General features: G+C 55.5%; 13 protein-coding genes and 1 pseudogene. 9 read left to right on the top strand and 5 right to left on the bottom strand.

The genetic code is table 11. From position 1 onward, the window contains the following. Nucleotides 1-44: 44 nt before the first annotated feature. Genes ppk1 through AC812_RS08680 form a run of 3 tightly spaced genes read left to right on the top strand, consistent with a single transcriptional unit; the run spans nucleotide 45 to nucleotide 3,370 of the window. The gene (gene ppk1, locus AC812_RS08690) at nucleotides 45-2,177 is read left to right on the top strand and encodes a polyphosphate kinase 1 (RefSeq protein WP_061913951.1); all 2,133 of its coding nucleotides are present in this window, start codon (nucleotides 45-47) and stop codon (nucleotides 2,175-2,177) included. 18 nt (nucleotides 2,178-2,195) lie between these two features. Further along, the gene (locus AC812_RS08685; RefSeq protein WP_061913926.1) at nucleotides 2,196-2,615 is read left to right on the top strand and encodes a secondary thiamine-phosphate synthase enzyme YjbQ; all 420 of its coding nucleotides are present in this window, start codon (nucleotides 2,196-2,198) and stop codon (nucleotides 2,613-2,615) included. Between the two features lie 29 nt (nucleotides 2,616-2,644). Continuing rightward, the gene (locus tag AC812_RS08680) at nucleotides 2,645-3,370 is read left to right on the top strand and encodes a TPR end-of-group domain-containing protein (protein ID WP_061913924.1); all 726 of its coding nucleotides are present in this window, start codon (nucleotides 2,645-2,647) and stop codon (nucleotides 3,368-3,370) included. Here AC812_RS08680 and AC812_RS08675 read toward each other — a convergent pair. Continuing rightward, nucleotides 3,367-4,458, bottom strand: coding sequence for a hypothetical protein (locus AC812_RS08675; protein WP_061913922.1), 1,092 nt, complete (start codon nucleotides 4,456-4,458; stop codon nucleotides 3,367-3,369). The genes AC812_RS08680 and AC812_RS08675 overlap by 4 nt on opposite strands. Before the next feature lie 157 nt (nucleotides 4,459-4,615). Here AC812_RS08675 and AC812_RS08670 point away from each other — a divergent pair, with 157 nt between their 5' ends. After that, nucleotides 4,616-6,058 carry an NADP-dependent isocitrate dehydrogenase gene (locus tag AC812_RS08670; protein WP_061913920.1) on the top strand — a complete coding sequence of 481 codons (1,443 nt, stop codon included), beginning with the start codon at nucleotides 4,616-4,618 and terminating at the stop codon, nucleotides 6,056-6,058. Between the two features lie 13 nt (nucleotides 6,059-6,071). After that, nucleotides 6,072-7,598: a tetratricopeptide repeat protein gene (locus AC812_RS08665; protein ID WP_061913918.1), complete on the top strand. Its 1,527-nt coding sequence runs from the start codon at nucleotides 6,072-6,074 to the stop codon at nucleotides 7,596-7,598. A gap of 22 nt (nucleotides 7,599-7,620) precedes the next feature. Here the strand turns inward: AC812_RS08665 and AC812_RS18490 are convergent. Next, nucleotides 7,621-8,160 (bottom strand): annotated as a pseudogene (locus AC812_RS18490) (DUF3109 family protein); the annotation flags it as partial. Nucleotides 8,161-8,190: 30 nt separating this feature from the next. Between AC812_RS18490 and AC812_RS08660 the strand changes: the two are divergent. The 4 genes from AC812_RS08660 to AC812_RS08645 all read left to right on the top strand — a co-directional run bounded on the left by AC812_RS08660 (nucleotide 8,191) and on the right by AC812_RS08645 (nucleotide 12,169). Further along, nucleotides 8,191-8,643, top strand: coding sequence for an RpiB/LacA/LacB family sugar-phosphate isomerase (locus AC812_RS08660; protein ID WP_061913916.1), 453 nt, complete (start codon nucleotides 8,191-8,193; stop codon nucleotides 8,641-8,643). Nucleotides 8,644-8,786: 143 nt separating this feature from the next. Further along, a complete protein-coding gene (locus AC812_RS08655; protein ID WP_061913915.1) occupies nucleotides 8,787-9,728 on the top strand; it encodes a hydroxyacid dehydrogenase in 942 nt (313 codons plus the stop codon). A gap of 68 nt (nucleotides 9,729-9,796) precedes the next feature. Beyond that, nucleotides 9,797-11,299, top strand: coding sequence for a carboxypeptidase M32 (locus tag AC812_RS08650; RefSeq protein ID WP_061913913.1), 1,503 nt, complete (start codon nucleotides 9,797-9,799; stop codon nucleotides 11,297-11,299). A 3-nt stretch (nucleotides 11,300-11,302) separates the two neighbouring features. After that, complete coding sequence (locus tag AC812_RS08645; RefSeq protein ID WP_061913911.1) at nucleotides 11,303-12,169, top strand: TIGR03619 family F420-dependent LLM class oxidoreductase; 867 nt, start codon at nucleotides 11,303-11,305, stop codon at nucleotides 12,167-12,169. Nucleotides 12,170-12,226: 57 nt separating this feature from the next. On the opposite strand, the gene AC812_RS08640 is transcribed toward AC812_RS08645, so the two are convergent. The 3 genes from AC812_RS08640 to AC812_RS08630 are packed head-to-tail and all read right to left on the bottom strand — an operon-like array spanning nucleotide 12,227 to nucleotide 20,340. Next, nucleotides 12,227-13,012: an alpha/beta fold hydrolase gene (locus AC812_RS08640; RefSeq protein WP_061913909.1), complete on the bottom strand. Its 786-nt coding sequence runs from the start codon at nucleotides 13,010-13,012 to the stop codon at nucleotides 12,227-12,229. 2 nt (nucleotides 13,013-13,014) lie between these two features. After that, the gene (locus AC812_RS08635) at nucleotides 13,015-13,395 is read right to left on the bottom strand and encodes a response regulator transcription factor (protein ID WP_061913949.1); all 381 of its coding nucleotides are present in this window, start codon (nucleotides 13,393-13,395) and stop codon (nucleotides 13,015-13,017) included. Nucleotides 13,396-13,401: 6 nt separating this feature from the next. Then, nucleotides 13,402-20,340: a GAF domain-containing protein gene (locus AC812_RS08630; protein WP_061913907.1), complete on the bottom strand. Its 6,939-nt coding sequence runs from the start codon at nucleotides 20,338-20,340 to the stop codon at nucleotides 13,402-13,404. Between the last annotated feature and the right edge of the window lie 11 nt (nucleotides 20,341-20,351).

Raw genomic sequence — 20,351 nt, 5'->3', positions numbered from 1 at the left:
AAACGCCTATGGCCAAAGGTAAAAAGAAAGCGAGTTTGCCAAAAATGCCCGAAGTAATCCCTGCCGGTGTTGAGGAAATTGACCTCAAAAATCCTGCCCTCTATATCAACCGTGAATTGAGCATGCTCGAATTCCAGCGGCGGGTGCTGGAAGAAGCGATGGACGAATCGAACCCCTTGCTGGAACGAGTTAAATTTCTGGGTATTTTAGGTTCCAATCTGGACGAATTTTTCATGGTGCGGGTTGGCGGTCTTATCCTCCAGCGCGATGAAGGGGTGGTAGATCTCTCGATTGATGGTTTGACGGCTGCCCAGCAGCTGGTTGAAATCCGCAAGGTCGCCCAAAAAATCATGAGCGAGGCACGGGATTACTGGAACAAAAAATTAATGCCAAAGTTAGATGAAGCCGGCATTCATATCCGCGCCTACGAAGAATTAACTCCCCGCCAGAAACAAATTGCGGATGACTACTTTCACGAAACTGTTTTCCCTGTTCTGACTCCGCTGGCTTTCGATCCGGCTCATCCGTTTCCGCATATTTCCAATCTCAGCCTGAATCTTGCCATCACCCTTGAAGGCAGAGACGGACAGCAACGGTTTGCGCGCGTAAAAGTGCCCGACACCCTGCCCCAACTGGTGCCGATTAAGCGTTCGTCGGGAAGCGTTCGCAAGGACGGCACCGTACCCCGCCATCATTACTTCATCTGGTTGAAAGACCTGATTCAAGCCAATCTGGACGACCTCTTTCCCGGCTTGAAAGTAACCGGCGCCCACCTCTTCCACGTCACCCGCAATGTGGATATGGAAATTCAGGAACTGGAAGCAGCCGATTTATTGGAAACCATTGAAGAAAGTGTGCGCAAGCGCCGCTTTGGCAAAGTGGTGCGTTTGATGGTACGGAAAGACATTCCGGAATCCTTGAAGGAAATGTTAATTGCCAACCTTCAAGTAGACCGCAACGATGTGTATGTGCTCGACAAACCCCTGAACTTACGCGCGGTCATGGAACTGACCCGCATCGAACGCCACGAGCTTAAGGATCGTCCTTTCGTGCCTTACACTCCGCCCATCCTCCGCTTTGGGCCAGATGCGGAAGAAGACGCCATCTTCAGCGCTATTCAACAGGAAAACATCCTGCTTCATCATCCTTACGATTCTTTTTCGCCCGTGGTGGACTTTTTACGAACCGCCGCCCGTGATCCCGGCGTGCTGGCCATTAAACAAACCCTTTACCGCACCGGCTCCAATTCGCCGGTGGTCAAGGCACTCTTGCAAGCCCGCCGCGATTACGGCAAGCAAGTTGCCGTGCTGGTGGAACTCAAAGCCCGCTTTGATGAAGAGAGCAACATCAGTTGGGCGCGCTTGCTGGAACAGGAAGGCGTGCATGTGACTTACGGCTTACTCGGTCTCAAGACCCACTCAAAAGTTGCCCTGGTAGTGCGGCGCGAAGGCGATCACATCCGCCGCTATGTTCATTTAGGCACCGGTAATTACAATCACATTACCGCATTGGTGTATGAAGACCTTTCGTTGTTCACCTGCGATGATGAAATCGCCGCCGATGCCACCGACCTGTTCAACTACCTGACCGGCTACTCCCTGAAAGAGGACTACCGCAAACTTCTGGTAGCCCCCATTAATCTACGAAAACAATTCGAAGCGATGATTGCCCGCGAAATCGAACATCAGCAAAAGTACGGTAACGGGCATCTCATTTTCAAGATGAATGCACTGGTGGATCAACCCATCATCGAATGGCTGTATCGCGCCTCACAGGCCGGAGTTAAAATTGATTTAATTGTGCGCGGCATTTGCTGCCTGCGGCCCGGCATTAAAGGCTTGAGCGAAAACATCCGCGTCATCAGTATTGTGGGGCGTTTTCTGGAACACAGCCGAATTTACTACTTTCACAACAACGGCGACGAAGAAATTTATATGGGCAGTGCCGACTTGATGCCGCGTAACCTCAATCAGCGTGTGGAAGTACTCTTCCCAATTGAAGACAAACGCATGATCCGTACCATCTACGAGGACATTCTCACCCTCTATCTGGCAGATAACGTCAAAGCCCGCCTGATGAACCCCGACGGCACCTACAAGCGGCTGAAACCAGCCGAAGGTGAACCGGCAATCAACGCTCAGGAAATCTTCCTGCAGCGGCGCAAGAACCTGCCGTAGAAAGGAAAGGAACAGGTCATGAAGTCCTACCGCAAAGAACTCTGGTTTAACCTCCCCAGCCGGCGCGGCTTCGTCAACATCACCTCACAGGTGGAAGATTGCTTGCGTGAAAGCGGCATTCGGGAAGGGTTGTGTCTGGTGAATGCCATGCACATCACCGCTTCGGTGTTCATCAACGATGATGAACCCGGCCTGCACCATGATTACGAGCGCTGGCTGGAACAATTGGCCCCCCACGAACCGATCAGCCAGTACCGGCACAACAACACCGGCGAAGATAACGCCGACGCCCACCTTAAACGACAAATCATGGGACGAGAGGTGGTGGTAGCGGTCACCAACGGTAAATTGGATTTTGGCCCATGGGAGCAAATTTTTTACGGCGAGTTCGACGGACGCCGGCGTAAACGTGTGCTGGTTAAAATCATTGGAGAGTAAGTTTCCAACACCCCCAGAAAGGGGATTATATGGGTAAAGATTTGGTTCAAAAAATTGTAACCCTTCTGCAAAGGGCTTATCAGGCCGAGATGGACCTGATTGAAAGTCTCAGCGAAGGAGAACGAAGCGCCGAAGGCACTTTTGAAAACTGGTCTCCCAAAGACTCGCTGGCACACACCACCTATTGGCGGCAGCGAATGGTCGAAACCCTGGCTTACGCCTTCCGGAATCAAGCACCGCCCTCTTACCCCCCGTATGATCAGGTCAACCGTGAAGTATATTTTGACAAACAACACATTCCCCTGGCGGCTCTGCTTCGAGAAGCCCAAAGCACCATGAACGCCGTAAAGGAGGCTCTCAACCGTTTCGAGGATGAAGACCTCACTGACCCTCACCGTTTTGAATGGCGCAAAGGTACTCCGCTCCTTTCCTACATTCTAGGAAACGGTTACATTCATGTCATTCAGCATCTTGTGCATACCTATCGAAAGTTGAATGACCTCCCGCGGGCTTCCTCCCTTCAAGAGGAAGCCTTGCAATGGGTTTCCTCCCTCGCGGAGCTGGGAGCAAGCCGCGCCTTACTTCTTTATGATCTGGCTTGCCTGTTGACCGGTGGCGGTGAGTTTGACCGGGCATTGGATTTGCTGGAAGAAGCCCTTCAGCTTGACCCGCACCTGGTAGAATGGTGCCGCCAGGACCCTGACCTGAATGATCTGCGCGGTGTGCCGCGCTTTCAAAAATTGACCAGCGATTAAGGCTGGAGGGTTAGCAGCATACTCGAAAGCCAGACCGTGCCGGGGATGCGGGTAGCCGATTCCTGGCGAATGACCAGTCGAACCGGGGTGTCCTGCTCGACCGAATAGGGTATGAACACCTCAAAGGGGACATGGCTCAGGTCGCCGTACGGCTGGGAATGTTCGATTACGGCATTGCTGACCAGTTGCCCCCTTTCGTCAATCAGTTCGAAAATCAACGGGCGGTCATTGACCAGCCGCGCCAGTCCCGTCACCCGCAGCACTCCCCCGCTGATGACTGCTCCTTCGCGCGGCGATCGCACCACGTAGGGTTCCTGCACAATCTGCGGCGCAGTTATCTCACTCCGGCCCAGCCGCATCAGTACCACCTCTACCGAACAGAGGTAGGTGGGACGCTGAAAACGGTCCTGCACACGCACCACCAGCCGTGCCGTTTCGGCCGCTGTATTCAATTCAAATGGCACCTGAGGGTTGATATAAAAGTAACGGTTCATAAACGAGCGGTAATCCAACGCCTGGCGAGTGATCACCCGCCCATCTTCGCCAATCAACTCCACATAGACATAACCATCCTCACCCGGGCTGACCAGCGCCTCCACCTGCAGGGGAGAGGATATTTTGGAATAAGGTCCCGGTTTTTGAATCCGCATGAATGCCAGCGGCGGAGTAGGCGTTTGGGTGACGGTGGGAGTACGGCTGGGGGTAGGGGTACGGGTTGGAAAACGCGTCCGGGTGGGGGTGCGCGTCCGGGTCGGGCTGGGGCCAAAGGTTGGCGTACCTTCAACCGTGGGTGGCAGGGTGGCGCTGGCAGTTGCGGTGAAGGTCAGGGTCGGTTCAGGCGTTGCGGTGACCTCAGCCTCCATGGTTGGGGGCGGAAGTGTGTCGGTTGGGACTGGTGGGAAGGTAGCCGTTTCGGCGGGCGGCGGCAAAGTGGCGCTGATCACCACTGGCTGATCAATCGGGGTCAGCAGCCACGATCCGGGCACCCCCCGCTCACCACAGCCCGCCAGCAGGATCACTGCTGGCAGGAGGAGCGCGCCCCCCAAAAACCACCTGACCAGAAACCCTCTATTCCTGAAAAGGTTCATACCTCCAATTATAAGGGGGGTTAGGATTTTAACACTTACAAATAACCTGCAAAATTCGGATTAAATCTAAAGCAATTAATTTCCTAACAAGAGTTGGAAATTTTGCCGGAAAACCGTTATCATTACCCTATACAATTCTTGCCAAAGAGGATAGACGATGGGCGAAAAACAACGCATCACCATTGCGCGCGGCGATGGAATCGGACCGGAGATCATGGATGCTGTGCTGACCATATTGGAAGCTGCCGGCGCCACCCTGGCTTATGATGAAATCGAAATCGGGGAAAAAATTTACCGTCAGGGGATCACTTCCGGCATTCCCGACTCGGCCTGGGAAATCATCCGGCGCAATCGCGTGCTGCTCAAAGCGCCCCTCACCACGCCGCAGGGCAGTGGATTCAAGAGCGTCAACGTAACCCTGCGGAAATCGTTGGGATTGTTTGCCAATATCCGCCCGTGTAAAGCGTACGCGCCTTTTGTCGCTTCGGCCTTTCCCGGCATGGATGTGGTCATCATCCGTGAGAACGAGGAAGACCTGTACGGCGGCATCGAGTACCAGCAGACAGCCGAGATGACCCAGGTCCTCAAACTCATCAGCCGCCCCGGCAGCGAAAGCATCATTCGCTACGCTTTTGAATATGCCCGTGCATACGGCCGCCGCAAAGTAACCTGCATGACCAAAGACAACATTATGAAAATCACCGACGGCCTTTTTCACCGTCTGTTCAACGAGATTGCCGCCGAATACCCCGATATTCAAGCCGATCACCAGATCATAGATATCGGTACGGCAAGGGTGGCCGCTCAACCGGAAGTACTGGATGTAATTGTAACCCCCAACCTGTATGGGGATATCCTCTCGGATGTGGCCGCTCAGGTGGCCGGTTCGGTTGGACTGGCCGGTTCCGCGAATGTGGGGCGAGATTTCGCCATGTTCGAAGCCATTCACGGCTCGGCGCCGGACATTGCCGGAAAAGGAATTGCCAACCCCTCCGGCCTGTTGCAAGCCGCCGTCCAAATGCTGGTGCATGTGGGGTTAGCCGAAACCGCCGAACACATCCATAACGCCTGGTTGCGCACATTGGAGGATGGCATCCACACCATTGATATTTACCGCCTCGGCATCAGCCAAAAACGGGTCGGCACCCAGGAATTTGCCCGGGCGGTCATCGAGCGGTTGGGACAGTTGCCTCAAATCCTGCCGCCGGCTCATTTCCACAGCGGCGGCGTTCAAATGCCGCCGCTGCAGAGCGCTCCACCTTGCTGCAAACAGCTGGTGGGGGTGGACATCTTTCTGGACTGGAACGAGCCCGGCCGTAATCCGGATGTACTCGGCGGGCGTCTCTCGGATCTGACGCTACCTGAGCTGCCCCTGCGGTTGATCACCAACCGCGGCGTCAAAGTGTACCCCGGTGGCTTTCCCGAAACCTTCTGCACAGACCACTGGCGCTGTCGCTTCACCGCCGATCAGGAAGTGGATTACCGCCGGATTCTTGCATTGCTCAACCGATTGCATGAAGCCGGTTTTCAGATCATCAAAACCGAAAACCTCTACACCTTTGAGGGGCAGCGCGCCTATTCATTGGGACAGGGGGAATAAAGCGAGGGTAAGAATGAGTAAAACCTTTCACTGTCCGAGTTGCGGCGCACCCCTGCAAGAACCCGACCGCGAGCAGGGGGTCATTTCCTGTACTTACTGCCTTTCCTCGGTAATTGTCCCCCCGGAACTACGGCGATCTGCTTCCACTGAACCGGCACTCAGCCCGGCGGAGAGTCTGTTCAATCTGCCGGAGTTAGCCGTTTCAGTGCGGGAAGCCGCCGAATTAACCCGTGCCGGCCGCGTGGAAGAAGCCGTCCAGCTATTGATGGAGAAACTTGCCATGGATGGCCCGGAAGCCCGCCGGGTGGTTGCCCAGATGGAACAGGGGCAAATTGTACAAATCGGTGAGGTTGAAAACCGCTTTTCCAGCCAGACATTCACCCTCAGCGGTGAAGACGCCAATCAAATCATGCAATTACTCAACAAGGGTCAAGAAGACCAGGCCTTGCAACTCTATCGTCAAATCACAGGCGCCGGAGCAGAGGACGCTCAACGGGCTGTAGCCGCCATGCGGTTGGCCTCCCGCCTGATGGAGCAACCCACCCCATTGAACAATCAACAAACAGCCAGAATTGCCAAAGGCGCTGCATCCATTTTTGCGTTCAGCAGTTGCCTGACCTTCCTGATTATTTCCCTTGTATCATTGTTGACCGTTGGAATTGTGTTTTGGGCGCTCGTCTCGGATGGCGGCCCCCTGGAAAGCTGGTGGTTGACCGTTAACCCGTTTGGACGGGAACGGGTTGTTCTTTCCTTTGGAAAGGAAGGCATCGGTAACGGCTCTTTCGACGATCCGCGCCACATTGCGGTTGATCCGCAGGGCAACATCTATGTCAGTGATTACCGCAGCGGGCGGATTCAGCAGTTCGACCCGCAGGGTAATTTTCTCAACCTCTGGATTGAGGAAGGCACTCCCCAAGCCAGCACATCAAACAAACCGACAATTTTCTCGCTAGCCGTCAGTCGCGATGGCATCCTGCACATCGTCCATGATGGCGCCATCTACCGTCGGAATGTGGCCGACGGTTCGTCGTTGCCGCCCATTCAACTGGAACGGACTTCCATCCAGCAGGTCTTTCTCACCAGCACCGGCAAAATTGGGATTGTTGCCAACGGTGATGACTTAGCCCTGCTGAACGCCAACGGCGAGGTGGAGTGGATGGTCAAACATGCCATTGAAAACGTAGCCGGTGAAAGCGAACTAACGGCTTATCTGAGCGGTGACGGCCTGGGTAATTTTTACCTGGCGGGCAGTTTCACGGAAGGAGTTTTCAAGTATTCACCGGAGGGCAAGTTTCTCAACCGCTTTGGCAGCGGCGGCGATGCCGTCAACCAGTTTCGTGCCATCAACGCCATTCAGGTGGATTCACAGGGAAGAATCTACGTCAGCGACATTAAAGGGATTATGATATTCAATCTGGATGGTCAGTATCTGCGCACCCTGCCTGTCCCCGGTGTCGCCTTTGGCATGGCATTTGGTCAGGATGACCGGTTGTATCTGGTGACGAATCAGCCGGGCGTGCTGGTTTATCAATTTCGCTGACCTCCGCGAATAAAGCCTGCCAGCCCCGTCCGCCCGACAGATAACGCAATTCTTCATTAAAGATTTGCAACAGCAGCGCGGTTTCGTTTGAGGGGCGCAGACAACTGCCGGGCTCACTTAACAGCGCATCCGTTTCATCCAGCGTAATCCGGCCGTCCTCGTTCAAATCCAGCGGATGGAGAATGCAGTAAAACGGTTTGAAGCGCCACGGATGCAGGCCGGCCTGCTCACCCGCCACCTGCAAGGCACATTTGTAATCATCCCTTAAAAAGACACAGGCTGTGCCCCCATAATGGCTGGCATCCGGTAGCACCCGGCTATGAATCACCCGCCGGCTGGGGGTAAATGGGTCGTCCTCAATTCTGCCATCCACCCACCCGCGTGGATCATTCAAATCAACCGGCATATGCGGTATGATTAAGGGCGCGTACAGGAGGATTTCCTGCCATTCTTCCCAATCCAGCCAAACGCCGTGCAAGCAGCAGGCAGCGCGGCATTCGGTCAGCCGGCAGCGGCGCACCGGCTCGGAACGGAGTAATCGGGAATGCAAGGAAAAGTGCATCAGACGCAATTTTAACACAGGAGGTCAGCCATGAAGGTAGCGGTAGCCGCAGATGAGTACCATCACGTCGTTGGCGTGGTGCTCCGGGAATTGGAAAAGATGGGGCACTCGCCGGTTTACTACGGCCCCAATCCGGAAGATCCGCCCGGTCAACCGCAGCATTACTGGCCGGTGGTCGCCCGGCGCGTCGCGGAGGAAGTCGCCGCGGGCAATGCTGACGAAGGCATCTTGTTCTGCTGGACCGGCACGGGGGTCAGCCTGGCAGCCAACAAAGTGCGTGGTGTGCGGGCGGCCCTGTGTGCGGATGCCGAAACGGCGCGCGGTGCGCGGCTCTGGAACAACGCCAATATCCTCTGCCTTTCACTGCGCCTGACCAGCGAAGCGGTAGCCCGTGAAATCCTGCAAGCCTGGTTCAACACCTCCTACCAGCCCAACCCAACCGATGATGCCTGCCTCAAACTGGTTGAGGAATTGGATCGCTAACCGCCGCTGGGGGAGTTTTGTCAGGTTTGGTGGATGATTTTCATACCAATTCCACAATCGAATGGTTTTCTTAAGGTACAATGTCAGGGGGTTATCCCCGCATTCCCAGAATCCCAACTTCGACGGAAAAAGGAGTATCTGTCATGAGTGAATGGAAAGTGCTGCTGACCGATGGATTGGAAGAAAACGGGCAGGCCATCTTGCGGCAATTTGCCAGAGTGGATAACCGTTCGGGTATTTCGGCGGAGGAATTATTGCAAGTTGTCGGTGATTATGACGCGCTGATCGTACGCGGACGCACCAAGGTGACCCCGGCCGTTTTTGAAGCGGGAAAAAACCTCAAAGTGGTTGGGCGTGCCGGTGTTGGGGTAGATAACATTGATCTCAATGCCGCCAAAGCCAAAGGGGTAACGGTGGTCAATTCCCCGACTGCCACCACCATCGCCGTTGCCGAATTGACCATCGGGCTGATGCTGGCGGTCTTGCGTGAAATTCCGCGTGCCGATGCCGGCATGAAAGAAGGGAAATGGCTGAAAAAAGAACTGGAAGGCGGCGAATTGTGGCGCAAAACCCTCGGTATCATTGGTTTTGGGCGGATCGGCTCGGCGGTGGCCCAGCGCGCCAGTGCCTTCGAAATGAACGTCATCGCCTATGACCCTCTGCGTACACGCGAGGAAATTGAACAGCGTTGCGGTTGTTCATCCACACTCGATGAGCTTTTAGAACAGTCCGACATCATCACCGTTCACACCCCCCTCAATGACACCACCCGGGATTTGATCAATGCGGATGCCTTCGCCAAAATGAAAGACGGCGTGTATTTCATCTGTGCAGCCCGCGGCGGGGTTGTCAACGAAGAGGCCTTGCTGGCGGCCCTTGAGTCCGGCAAGGTGGCGGGGGCCGGACTGGATGTATTTGCAGCCGAACCGCCGGGGATTACTCCCCTTGTCAAACACCCCCGTGTGGTCTGCACGCCGCACATCGGAGCGCAAACCGTTGAGGCGCAGGGGCGCGCCGCCGAGGACATTGCCAGCGAGGTGCTGGCCGCCCTCAAAGGCGAGCCGTTACGCTGGAAAGTTGCCTGATTTTTCGGTAGAATGGAGCGGGGCAAATCCAATCCCCGCTCAAATTTTTTATAGAGAAAGGATCACCCATGCAGGAAAAATTAAACCTCCTCAAAGAAAAAATGGCCACCATTTGGGATCTTTCGATGATCGGCGCCCTGATGGGATGGGATCAGCAAACTTACATGCCCCCCAAAGGCGCGGAAGAACGCGGTGAACAGATGGCCACTCTCTCGCGGCTGGTGCATGAGATGGCGACTTCGGATGAGATGGGCAAATTGCTGGACGAGCTGGTACCCTATGCCCAGACCCTCGACCCCGATTCGGATGACGCCCGCCTGATCAAACTGGCCAAACGCGAATATGATAAACAAACCCGCGTACCGGCCGAAAAAGTTGCCGAATACGCCCGTGTGACGACCATGGCACAGGGCGCCTGGGTTCAGGCTCGCAGTGAGTCGAATTTCGGACTCTTTCAGCCGCATCTCGAAAGAATTGTGGAATTGCGCCGCGAGTACGCCAGTTACTTTGCCCCTTACGACCATGTTTATGACCCTCTGCTGGATGATTTTGAGCCGGGCCTGAAAACCGCCGAAGTGCAGCAAATTTTCGCCCGGCTGCGCCCCCAACAGGTTGAACTGATTCAAGCGATAGCTTCCCGCCCACAGGTAGATGATTCGTTCCTGCATCTCAAATATGACGATAAAAAACAGTGGGATTTTGGAGTCGAAGTCGCCACTCGCTTTGGGTATGACTGGCAGGCCGGCCGGCAGGATCGTTCCGCACATCCTTTCACTACCAGTTTTGGTATCCGCGATGTACGCATCACCACCCGCGTCATTGAAGATCAACTCCCCTCAGCCCTGTTCGGCACCATGCACGAGACCGGCCACGCCCTTTACCAGCAGGGGATTGACTGGAAATACCGCCGCAGCGTGTTAGGCGGAGCGGCTTCATTAGCCGTTCACGAGTCCCAGTCTAGAATGTGGGAGAATCTGGTCGGGCGTTCGCGCGCCTTCTGGCGCTTCTTCTACCCGCGCCTGCAGGAGTACTTCCCCCAGCAACTGGGCAACGTCAGCCTGGAGGCTTTTTACAAGGCCATCAACAAAGTTGAACCGTCTTTCATTCGGGTTGAGGCCGACGAAGCCACGTACAACCTGCACATCATGTTGCGCCTTGAACTGGAAATCGCTCTCATGGAAGGCAGTTTGGAGGTTAAACACCTGCCAGAAGCGTGGAACACCCGCATGAAAGAATACCTCGGAATTATCCCTCCGAACGACAGTCTCGGCGTATTGCAGGACATCCACTGGTCAGGCGGGATGATCGGCTACTTCCCCACCTACGCGCTGGGCAATCTGATTTCGGTGCAATTGTGGGAAAAAATTCAGCAGGACATCCCCAATCTGGAAGAACAGATTGAGCGCGGCGAGTTTTCGGCGCTACTGGGCTGGCTGCGGGAGAAAATCCATCGGCACGGGTCTAAGTACGAACCGCAGGAACTGGTGGAAAAAGTCACCGGTTCGAAAATTGATCCGCAGCCGTATATCCGTTACCTCAACACCAAATACCGCGATATTTACGGTTTTTAAGCGATGAAGTTTGGCGTCGTCCTGCCGACCTACGGCAAAAACGCAACCCGTCTGAGCATCCTCGATACCGCGCTGGCAGCCGAAGAATTGGGTTTTGACTCGATTTGGGTCACCGATCATCTGGCGCTCCCACAGGCGGATGCCGAGCGATTCGGCCATATCTTCGAAGCCATCACCACCCTCAGTTATCTGGCTGCCAGCACGCGACGGATTCGGTTGGGAATTTCGGCGCTGGTGCTGCCTCAGCGTAACCCGCTGGAAATCGGCAAAGAGCTTGCCACGCTGGACGCACTCAGCGGTGGACGCGTGATTCTGGCCGCCGGCATTGGCTGGTCAGAGGGGGAATATGCCAATTTGGGTTACGATTTTCACAACCGCGGCAAGCGCATGGACGAAGCCTTGAAAGTGTTGCGTACTCTCTGGCGGGGCGGCAAAGTAATTTCCTTTTCCGGCACTTACTACCGGTTTGAAAAGGTTGTGCTTTCGCCGCCCCCCGTTCAACCCGGCGGACCGCCAATCTGGGTCGCCGGTGACTCGCCCACCGCGCTCAAACGAGCGGTGTATTACGCCGACGGCTGGCATCCCAACACTCAGCCAGTCGAACAAATCCGCTCCGCACTCGAATCGGTGCGCCCGTTGTTGCTCAACCGCCCTTTTATGGTGTGTATGCGCGCCCGGCTTGAGTTTTCCTCCAATCCCCAACCGGATCAGCCCTTCAGCGGTTCGCCGGAGCAAATTGCCGGACAGTTACAGGCTTACCGCCAGGCCGGGGTGGATGTGGTGATTTTCTCCTGTAACGCCGAAACGCAGGGAGAACGCGAACGCTGTCTGAAAACTTTTCAGGAACTGGTGAAACCACAACTGACATAACCGGAGTCGGGTTTGCGTTCCCTGCCATTGATACCCCGCGGCGGAAATTTGCAAGCATCAGCGCACGCGGCGCTTCCATTCTTCCTTCAACTGCAATTGCTGCGGGCTTTCTCCCGAAGGCAGGCTCAGAAAATCGTTCATCAGCCGGTTGAATTTACTGCTGTCGTCCAGCATGACAAAATGACCGCCTTCTTCAAATTGAATCAGGTGGGCGTGTTCCGGCAATTTTTCAATCTGGTCCAGCCGTGGTGGCTGCACCAGTGCATCGCGGTTGCCGTGCACCAGCAGACAGGCCGTGTTTAACTTCGCCCATAAACCACCTGCATATTGCAGCACCACATCACTGAGTGAACCGACAATCGCCGCCGGATCGGTCTTGGCGGCATCGGTAGTAACCGGCTCACTGAGCGGCGTCTTGCCCAGCATGCTTTCTGCCAGATCAACCGGTGAGGTATTGCGTAGCCGCCCGCTGATCATGGTTTCATCCAGCGGAAAACCGACTGCCATCACGCGATCCACCACCCCCGGATGGCGCAGCGCAAACAGCAGGCCAACCAGTGCCCCCAATCCGTGTCCAACAATCGCCACCCTGCCAATCCCCAGTTTTTCCAGAAAAGCCTCAACCAGACCGGCCTGCGCTTCCAGCGAGTACTGGCGATTCTTGGCGCTATCGCCAAAACCGTACAAATCCAGCGCGTAAGCCCGATAACCGACCGAAGCGGCCTGCATCATCGGAATCCAGTAGCGCCACGAACCGACCCACGAATGTAAAAAGAGAATCGGGCGGCCGCGTCCCAGTACTTCATAGTGAATGATATCTTGCTCAATCAGGATTGCGCTCATGGTTACTTCTTTTGGGCAAAGCGTTCCAGCAATTCTGCCACCCGGCGGGTCAGCTCATCCGGCGCAAAGGGCTTCAGCAGGTACTCGCTGGCGCCGGCTTGCAGGCCTTGTTGAATCTCGGCTTCCTGCCCTTTGGCAGAGAGAAACACCACCGGAATGTGAGCGGTTTGCGGGTCGGCTTTGATGCGTTGACAGGCCTCATAACCGGTCATTCGCGGCATGCGCACATCCATTAAAATCAAATCCGGCATGACGCTGGGAGCAGCCTGCCAGGCTTCCTCCCCGTTGTTCACGGTAATCACAGTGTGACCGGCAAATTGCAAGGTAAATGAGAGCAAGTCACGGATATCCTTTTCATCCTCAGCCACTAAAATTTTCGCCATTTCCACTCAACCTTCCAAAGGGTAGATTGGCAGAGTAAAGGAAAATACACTGCCCTCACCGGGTACCCCGGTGGAAGAAAACCAGATGCGGCCTTCCTGCATTTCGACCAGAATTTTGGAAAGCGCCAGTCCCAAACCGGTGCCGGGGGTTGCCATGACCAGAGGACTTTCACCACGGTAAAAACGGTCGAAAATGCGGGAATGGTCTTTGGGCGGAATGCCAATCCCATTGTCAATGACATCTACCTGTACCTCATGTTCGCGAGCCGAAATCCGTACCTTCACCTGACCGTTTTCGGGAGTGTAATTGAAGCCGTTACTGACCAGACTGCGTAAAATTTGCAGGGTGCGTTCGCGGTCTCCACGCGCATGCGGCAAGGAAGGCGGCGCTTCCAGTAAAAACTGCATCGGTTTTCCGGTTTCCACCGAACGCTGACGCATTTCGCCCAAAATCTCTTCGGCCAGAAGGCGCAAATCCAGCGGCTGAGCCTCAAGCATGACTTTACCGGATTGAATGCGGGAGACATCCAGCAGGTCATTAACCAGTATGTTCAAGCGCTCTGCGTTTTCTCGTAAAATTTCAATGAAGTGAACCTGTTTTTCGGTCAACTCGCCACCAGCGCCCATCAACAAAATATCGGTATATCCCTTAATTGAAGTCAGGGGGGTACGCAGTTCGTGGGAGACATTGGCGATGAACTCCGATTTCAGACGTTCCACCTGCACCTGGTGGGTCATATCCCGCAGGATGGATACGGTACCCAGAAATTCATTGCGCCAGATGACCGGCGCCAGATGCAGCGCGACCACCCGCCCGTTATTGAGGGTGATCTGTTCGGCGTAGGCTTCGCCCGGCGAGGGATAACTTCCCTCCGACCAGCGCTGAATCACCGTCATCCACTGACTGCCACTCCCCTCGAACGACGATGCAATCTGTTCGAGCGGCTTACCGATCACCTTGTTGCTGTTTACCTCCAAAATGGCTTCGGCAGAAGCATTGAACAACGTAATGATCTGATTGACGTCCGTGACAATCACGCCATCTGCAACGGCTTCCAGAATACCGCGCGAGCGGGATGCCTCGATTTGCTGATCACGCAGCATGGCACCCAGGTTTTCAGCCTGATCGCGGATTAAACCAAACAATTCGGCATTATTGAGGGTGATGGCAATTTGGCGGGCAATCCCTTCCAACAACCCGGTCTGCTCCGCTTGAAAATGCCCCTTTTCGCGATGGAGCAGCATAAGTGTACCGAGCGATTCTTCGCCCAGAATCAGGGGAATGGCTGCAACACTGCGGTATGCCGGTGGTTGATGCGGATCGGTTTGCCAGCGTGAATCCAGATGGACATCCTCAATCCACAGCGGTTTTCGGACCCGCATCAGATACTGGTGAATCTGGTGTTCGAGGGTATGGCCTTCGGGTGAGGCCGAACTTTCCAGAAGTTGACCGGCCCGAACAACGACCCGTCCGGCATCGCGGACGATCAGACTTTCATCAATTTGCAGGGCTTCATTCAAAACACTCAACGAACGGCTGAGGACTTGATGAATATCCAGACTGGCCGAAAGTTCGGTGGTCACTTTGAGCATCGTCTGGGATTTGTGATGCTCCCGACTCAGCGCCGCCGTGCGTTCTTCTACCCGGCGCTCCAAATCCTCTTTGAGGGTACGGATTTCTTCAAAACGGCGGGCATTTTGCATGGCAATTGCCGCCTGATTGCTGATCGTCCGCACCAATTCAATTTCCTGGGCGGTGAACCGCTTTTTCTGCTCGGATTGCAGCATCAGCCAGCCAGAAATTTCCTGCCCGCTGATCAGGGGGATGATCACCAGGGCGCGCACCTTACGGCTGGCGAGGAACGCCGTCCGCCATTCAGCCAATCCAGTTTCTGCTTCCGCATCTTCGGTGTTGAACACGCCCTGCGAATCGCGTAATTGCTGGATGAGCGGGATTGCCGGCAGGGTTATGGGGAGGGCATCCTCAACCGGTGGACTTTCCGTGACCAAAAGCAGGCGCTCCTGATCGTCAATCAACACCGCTCCAACCCGTGTAACATCCAACGCATCCGCCAGCCGCTCACAGGTCAGTTGGAGAATGGGGAGCACCTCCAGGGATGCGCCTAAATCAGCCGAGAAGCGGTTGAGCAAAGCCAGACGGCTGGAACGTTGATCGAGTTCGGCAGCCCGGCGCTGACTTTCCTCGAACAGGCGCGCATTTTCTAAGGCTACCGCTGCCTGCCCGGCAAAGGTCATCGCCGCCTGAATGTAATCCTCCGTATAAAAATCAGGGTCGCGTTTCTCCAGCGCGATCACCCCAATCAATTCGGATTTGGCAATCAGGGGTATCCCCAGCCAGGAAAGATAATCCGGCACCAGCAGGCGGGTAAAACGGGCATCAGCGCGGACATCCGGAACCGAAATGGCCAGACCTGAACGGCTCATTTCCTGAAACAAGATACTATCCTCAACCCGCGCGGTCAATCCGATCCGCGCCTGATCGTCATCAAAACCGCGCGCAGCAGCGACTTCGATCCAATCACCTTTGCGCAGCCAGAGGGTTGCCGTATCGAATGGCACCACCTTTTGCAATTGCTCCAGCAGGCTGGCGATCAGTGCATCGGTTTGCAGGCTGGAAGTAATCGTCGAAGAGACCTGCGTTAACGCCTGTAACTGAGCCGTCCGCTGTTGAATGGAGCGGAACAGACGGGCATTTTCCAGCGCCAGTGCAGCCTGCTGAGCGAGCGAGAGCGCCAGACTTTCATGCTCGGCGCTGAAAGCCTCGGCCTGATCGAAATTCTCCAACACCAGCACGCCCATACAGCGTTCACCAAGGCGGATTGGCAAGACCAGTACCGAGATCGGAAGTCTTGCGCGGCTGGCTTTCTGATATCGTATCAAATCCTCGGCGGAGAGGTTGTAATCTGCGGCGAAATGAATCTCATTTACCCTCAGTGGATTACCCGATTGCACAACCCGCAGGGGCAATGGCGGTGGTGTCCGCTCCGGATCGTAGCGAATTTGCAGCAAAGCCTCGACATCCGTGTAACCGCTTGCATGCATGGGCACAATCCTGCCGCCATTTTCCTCGATCAACCCCACCCAGCCGGCATCGGCGGATGGCAGCACTTGTAAGGCGCTTTCCAGCAGACTCTGCAGAATGCTACCGGTATCCAGACTGCCCAACTTGCGGCTAAATTCCAGCAGTAAATTAACATCTCCCAACCGCCGGCGGGTTTCAGCAAGCAATTCGAGGTTCTGCAGACTGATACTCACCTGCCGGCACAGTTGTTCGTAAACCTGAGCGTCCTCGGCTTCAAAGGCTTCCATCGGTTCTGCGCCGCAAACCATCACCGCCGCCCGGTGCTCCGAGGAAATTTCAAACGGGAAGACCACAAAACTGCGACTGCCCAAGCCGTTCAACAGCGGAGTTCCGCGCCAGATAGGATCCTCTTCCACCTGCGGCGAAAGGATGAGACGGCCATCCAGTAAAGCCTGACGCAGTGGATTGCGCTGACCGAACAACGCTTCGGGATTGCTGCCGGGAGGGATTTCGCCGATTACCTCGATCAGACGTCCGCCGGAAGCATCCCCCTCGGCAACCAGCGCCATGGACAAGGCAAAATGTTCCAGCAAGGCACGTCCCATGCTGATCAGCGCAGCCCGGGTATTTTGCTGCAAACTGGCCTGTGCGGCAATTTCCAATCCGGCACGCACCCGTTCCACCTGCCGAAACAGGCGGCGAATTTCGAGCAGATCCTCCACCTGACGCTGAAGCAACTGCGGGATTTGCTGGCGGGCTGCCTCTGCCGAGGTACGCAATTGTTGATTTTCTTCAAGCAATTGCCGTAATTCGGTCTGGGTTTTTTCCAGATGACGGTGGTTTTCAATCAGCAGCGAAGCCTGCACCGCAAAAATTTCCAGCGCATCCAGTGTCGGACGGTCCGGGCGCCGGGCATCGCGCGGGTCGTCCACGCTGATCAACCCCAGCGGCTCCCCATTGGAGTCATATAACGGCGCAAGCAGAAAATCATCAGCATTCCATAAATACTCGCCCTGCTGTTCACTGCCGGGCAAAACGGTAATGGTGTGAACTTCCTCCGGCACCAGCGGCTGCTTGTCGGCGGGGATGAAGTACACATCCCCCACACGATATTCCGGCTGGCATAACTGCAATATGCCGCGCCATGGCTGAACCCGCGAACGCAATTCCTCCCACATCTCAGGCGAAATTCCCTTATGGGCTACCCGGTGCAAACAATTACCGTCCGGATCATAGACGCTGATCAACACCGCCCGGAAGGGGGTGGCATCCACAATCGCTTCGGCAATGGCTTCCAAGGCTTTTTCCAGCGGTTGATTGGGGCGTAAAAAGCGTGAAACCTGATACAACTCAGCGAGGGTATCCAACTGGCGCTTGAGTAAAGTACCACGGCGGGTCTGTTCTTCGTAATGCACCGCATTGGAAAGCGCAATCGTCGCCTGAGCCGCCAATGATTGGGCAATGTCCATCGCCGATTCATCGAAATGTTCCCTCTCCGAGCTATGCAGGCAAATCAGTCCGCCGGCCCGGTCTTGATGGTAAATCGGCACCAGCAGCACCGACTGCACGCCTTCGTGGGGCAGGTAATAATCCGGGTTGTGCACATCGCGCAGCACATAACCCATTCCGCTGGCAATCACCTGCAATTCAAGGGAAGAAAGTTGCGACGGCGGCGGGTCGCCCACCCAAAAGCGAATTTGCGGAGTCGCCTCAGGTGGTTGTTCCAGCTCAAAGAACAGGATGGTACCGCAATCGGCGCGCGTGGTACGCAGGGCTTCGTCATACACCAGTTGCAGCAGGTGCTTCAAGTCCAGCGAGGTGCTTAATTCGCGGGTGATGCGGGTCAGGGAGGTCATCTGCTCCACCCGCCGCCGGAGAGTCTCATCCGTCTGCATCAGCAGGTAACTGCGTTCCACCACCCCCGCCAGTTGCCCGGCAGCTGTTGCCATCAGTTGCACATCACCCGGGTCAAAAAAGTTGGGCTGGCGGCTGGCAATCCAGATTTCACCAATGCCCTCATCTCGTACCACCAACGGCACGACAATCAGCGATTCAATCCTCCACGATTGAATCAGCTGCTGGTAAAAGGGAACAATCGGTTTTTCCTCTACCGCTTGATTGAGCTGAATGATGTGCTGGCTGCCGGCCGAAGTAAACGGAAACTGAGCATCCTCCGCCAGCAGGCGGGTCAGGCGCTCCGGCACCTCCCCCGCATCGCCATATTGAGAAGGACGGTGCAATTGCAGGACAACCCGGTTCTGATCCAGCAGAAATACAGCAGCCAGGTCGGCCTGTAAAAGGCGCACCAGCTCCTGCAGCGAGAACTTGAGAATCTCATCCAGGGTTGCCGCTGAACTGGACAGGCTGGCAATCCGCCGCAAACCTTCGGCGCGTTGAGCGCGCAGGCGGGATTGTTGCAACAAAGACGCATTATCAATGATCGGGGCAACCTGATTGGCTACGATCATCAACAAATGTAATTCATCCTGATTAAAACTGCTGCCTTCCTGCAAATGATTGGCAGCCTGCAAATAGCCCAGTACCCGCCCGCTGACCGCGAGGGGCATCATCACCGTATCCCGCAGGCCGGCAGCAACCGCAATGGGCTGTAATCCCAGTTCGATCCAGCGCTCATCTTCTGCGGCATGGTCGCTGATCAGCACATCCTGAGCCAGCAGAGCGGTTTCCAGGGGACTGCCGGGCTGCACCGCTATCCGATACATCTCCAAAAATTGTTCGGGAATTCCGGCAAACGGCACCTGAGCCTGAAGCGTGCGGCTGGCTTCGTTATAAAGCAAAAATCCGAGGATTTGTACCCGCACGAGTGGTTGAATGGCGCTGACCAAACGCTCGAACAGACCGCGCGTATCGCGCACCGAACTGAACGCCTGCGCCAGTTGAGCCAGGCCGTTCAGCTCGGCGGTTCGGCGTTGTTCCTGCCGGTAAAGTAATGCATTATGAATGGCAACCGCCACCTGGCCGGAAATCAAAGTCAACAGATCACGATCCTGCGGCTGAAAGGCATCTGCGGCAAAGGAAGCCAGCTCAAGGGTACCGATGAACTGCTCGCCGATTGCTAACGGCACGCCCAGAAATGAACGAACCGGATATTTACGCCGGTCAAGGATTGTGCTTAAGTCGGTGGCTTTTTCCAAATCGGGCACCAGCAATGGCTGACGCGAGACAGCGATGACCCCCGAAAGACCCTCCTCCCGGCCGTAGCGTTCACTGGCCAGGAGCAGTTTGCGTTCGCCATCCGCCATCGCCAGCATGCGATAGGGGATGAAAGTCTGGCTTTCTTCATCGTACAGGTTGATCTCGCGCAAATCGGCCGGCACCAAACGATCCAGATTGTCAAGGATGGAGAACAGGGTTTGCTCCACATCCAGACTGGCAGCCATGGCCTGTGTCAGGTCCAGGAAAACCTGCAAGGTCTGCGCTGGCAGTAGACCGGTTTGGGCTGCGCCCATCATCCCGCCGCTTTCTCCAGAGCGAAAGGTGATTAACCTCCATTCCGGCTGACCAAACGGTAAACGCTGAGAAGCTGCCTCGATGGCCTTACCTTCAACTATCAGGCGGGTTTGGCCATCTGTGGCACATAAATTCAACAACGCGTTTGCCGGGCGGATTTTACGAGAGAGGCCCTCCAGATTGGCGGATTCGCCTTCCTTCAAGCCAAACAACTGCCGGGCCGTGGAATTGATCCACGCCAGCCTTCCACCGGCTTCCACAATTAAAATCGGGTCGGCGTTCGGATTATCCGCTTCTTCAGCCGGGACGAGGATCGAGTGCGGTCTTGGGGAACGGGATACCCAACGAATCAGGCCGGCAGCTGCAAGCCAAAAAAGCAAACCGCTGCCTGCCAGTACAACACCCAGAATGAGCGGGTTTTCAAACACCATGCGGGTATCCC

The organism is Bellilinea caldifistulae (assembly GCF_001306055.1).
GTDB classification, from domain to species: Bacteria; Chloroflexota; Anaerolineae; order Anaerolineales; family Anaerolineaceae; genus Bellilinea; species Bellilinea caldifistulae.
The sequence above is the reverse complement of the archived record's forward strand: the minus strand, read 5'-3'. Positions and strand labels throughout refer to the sequence as shown.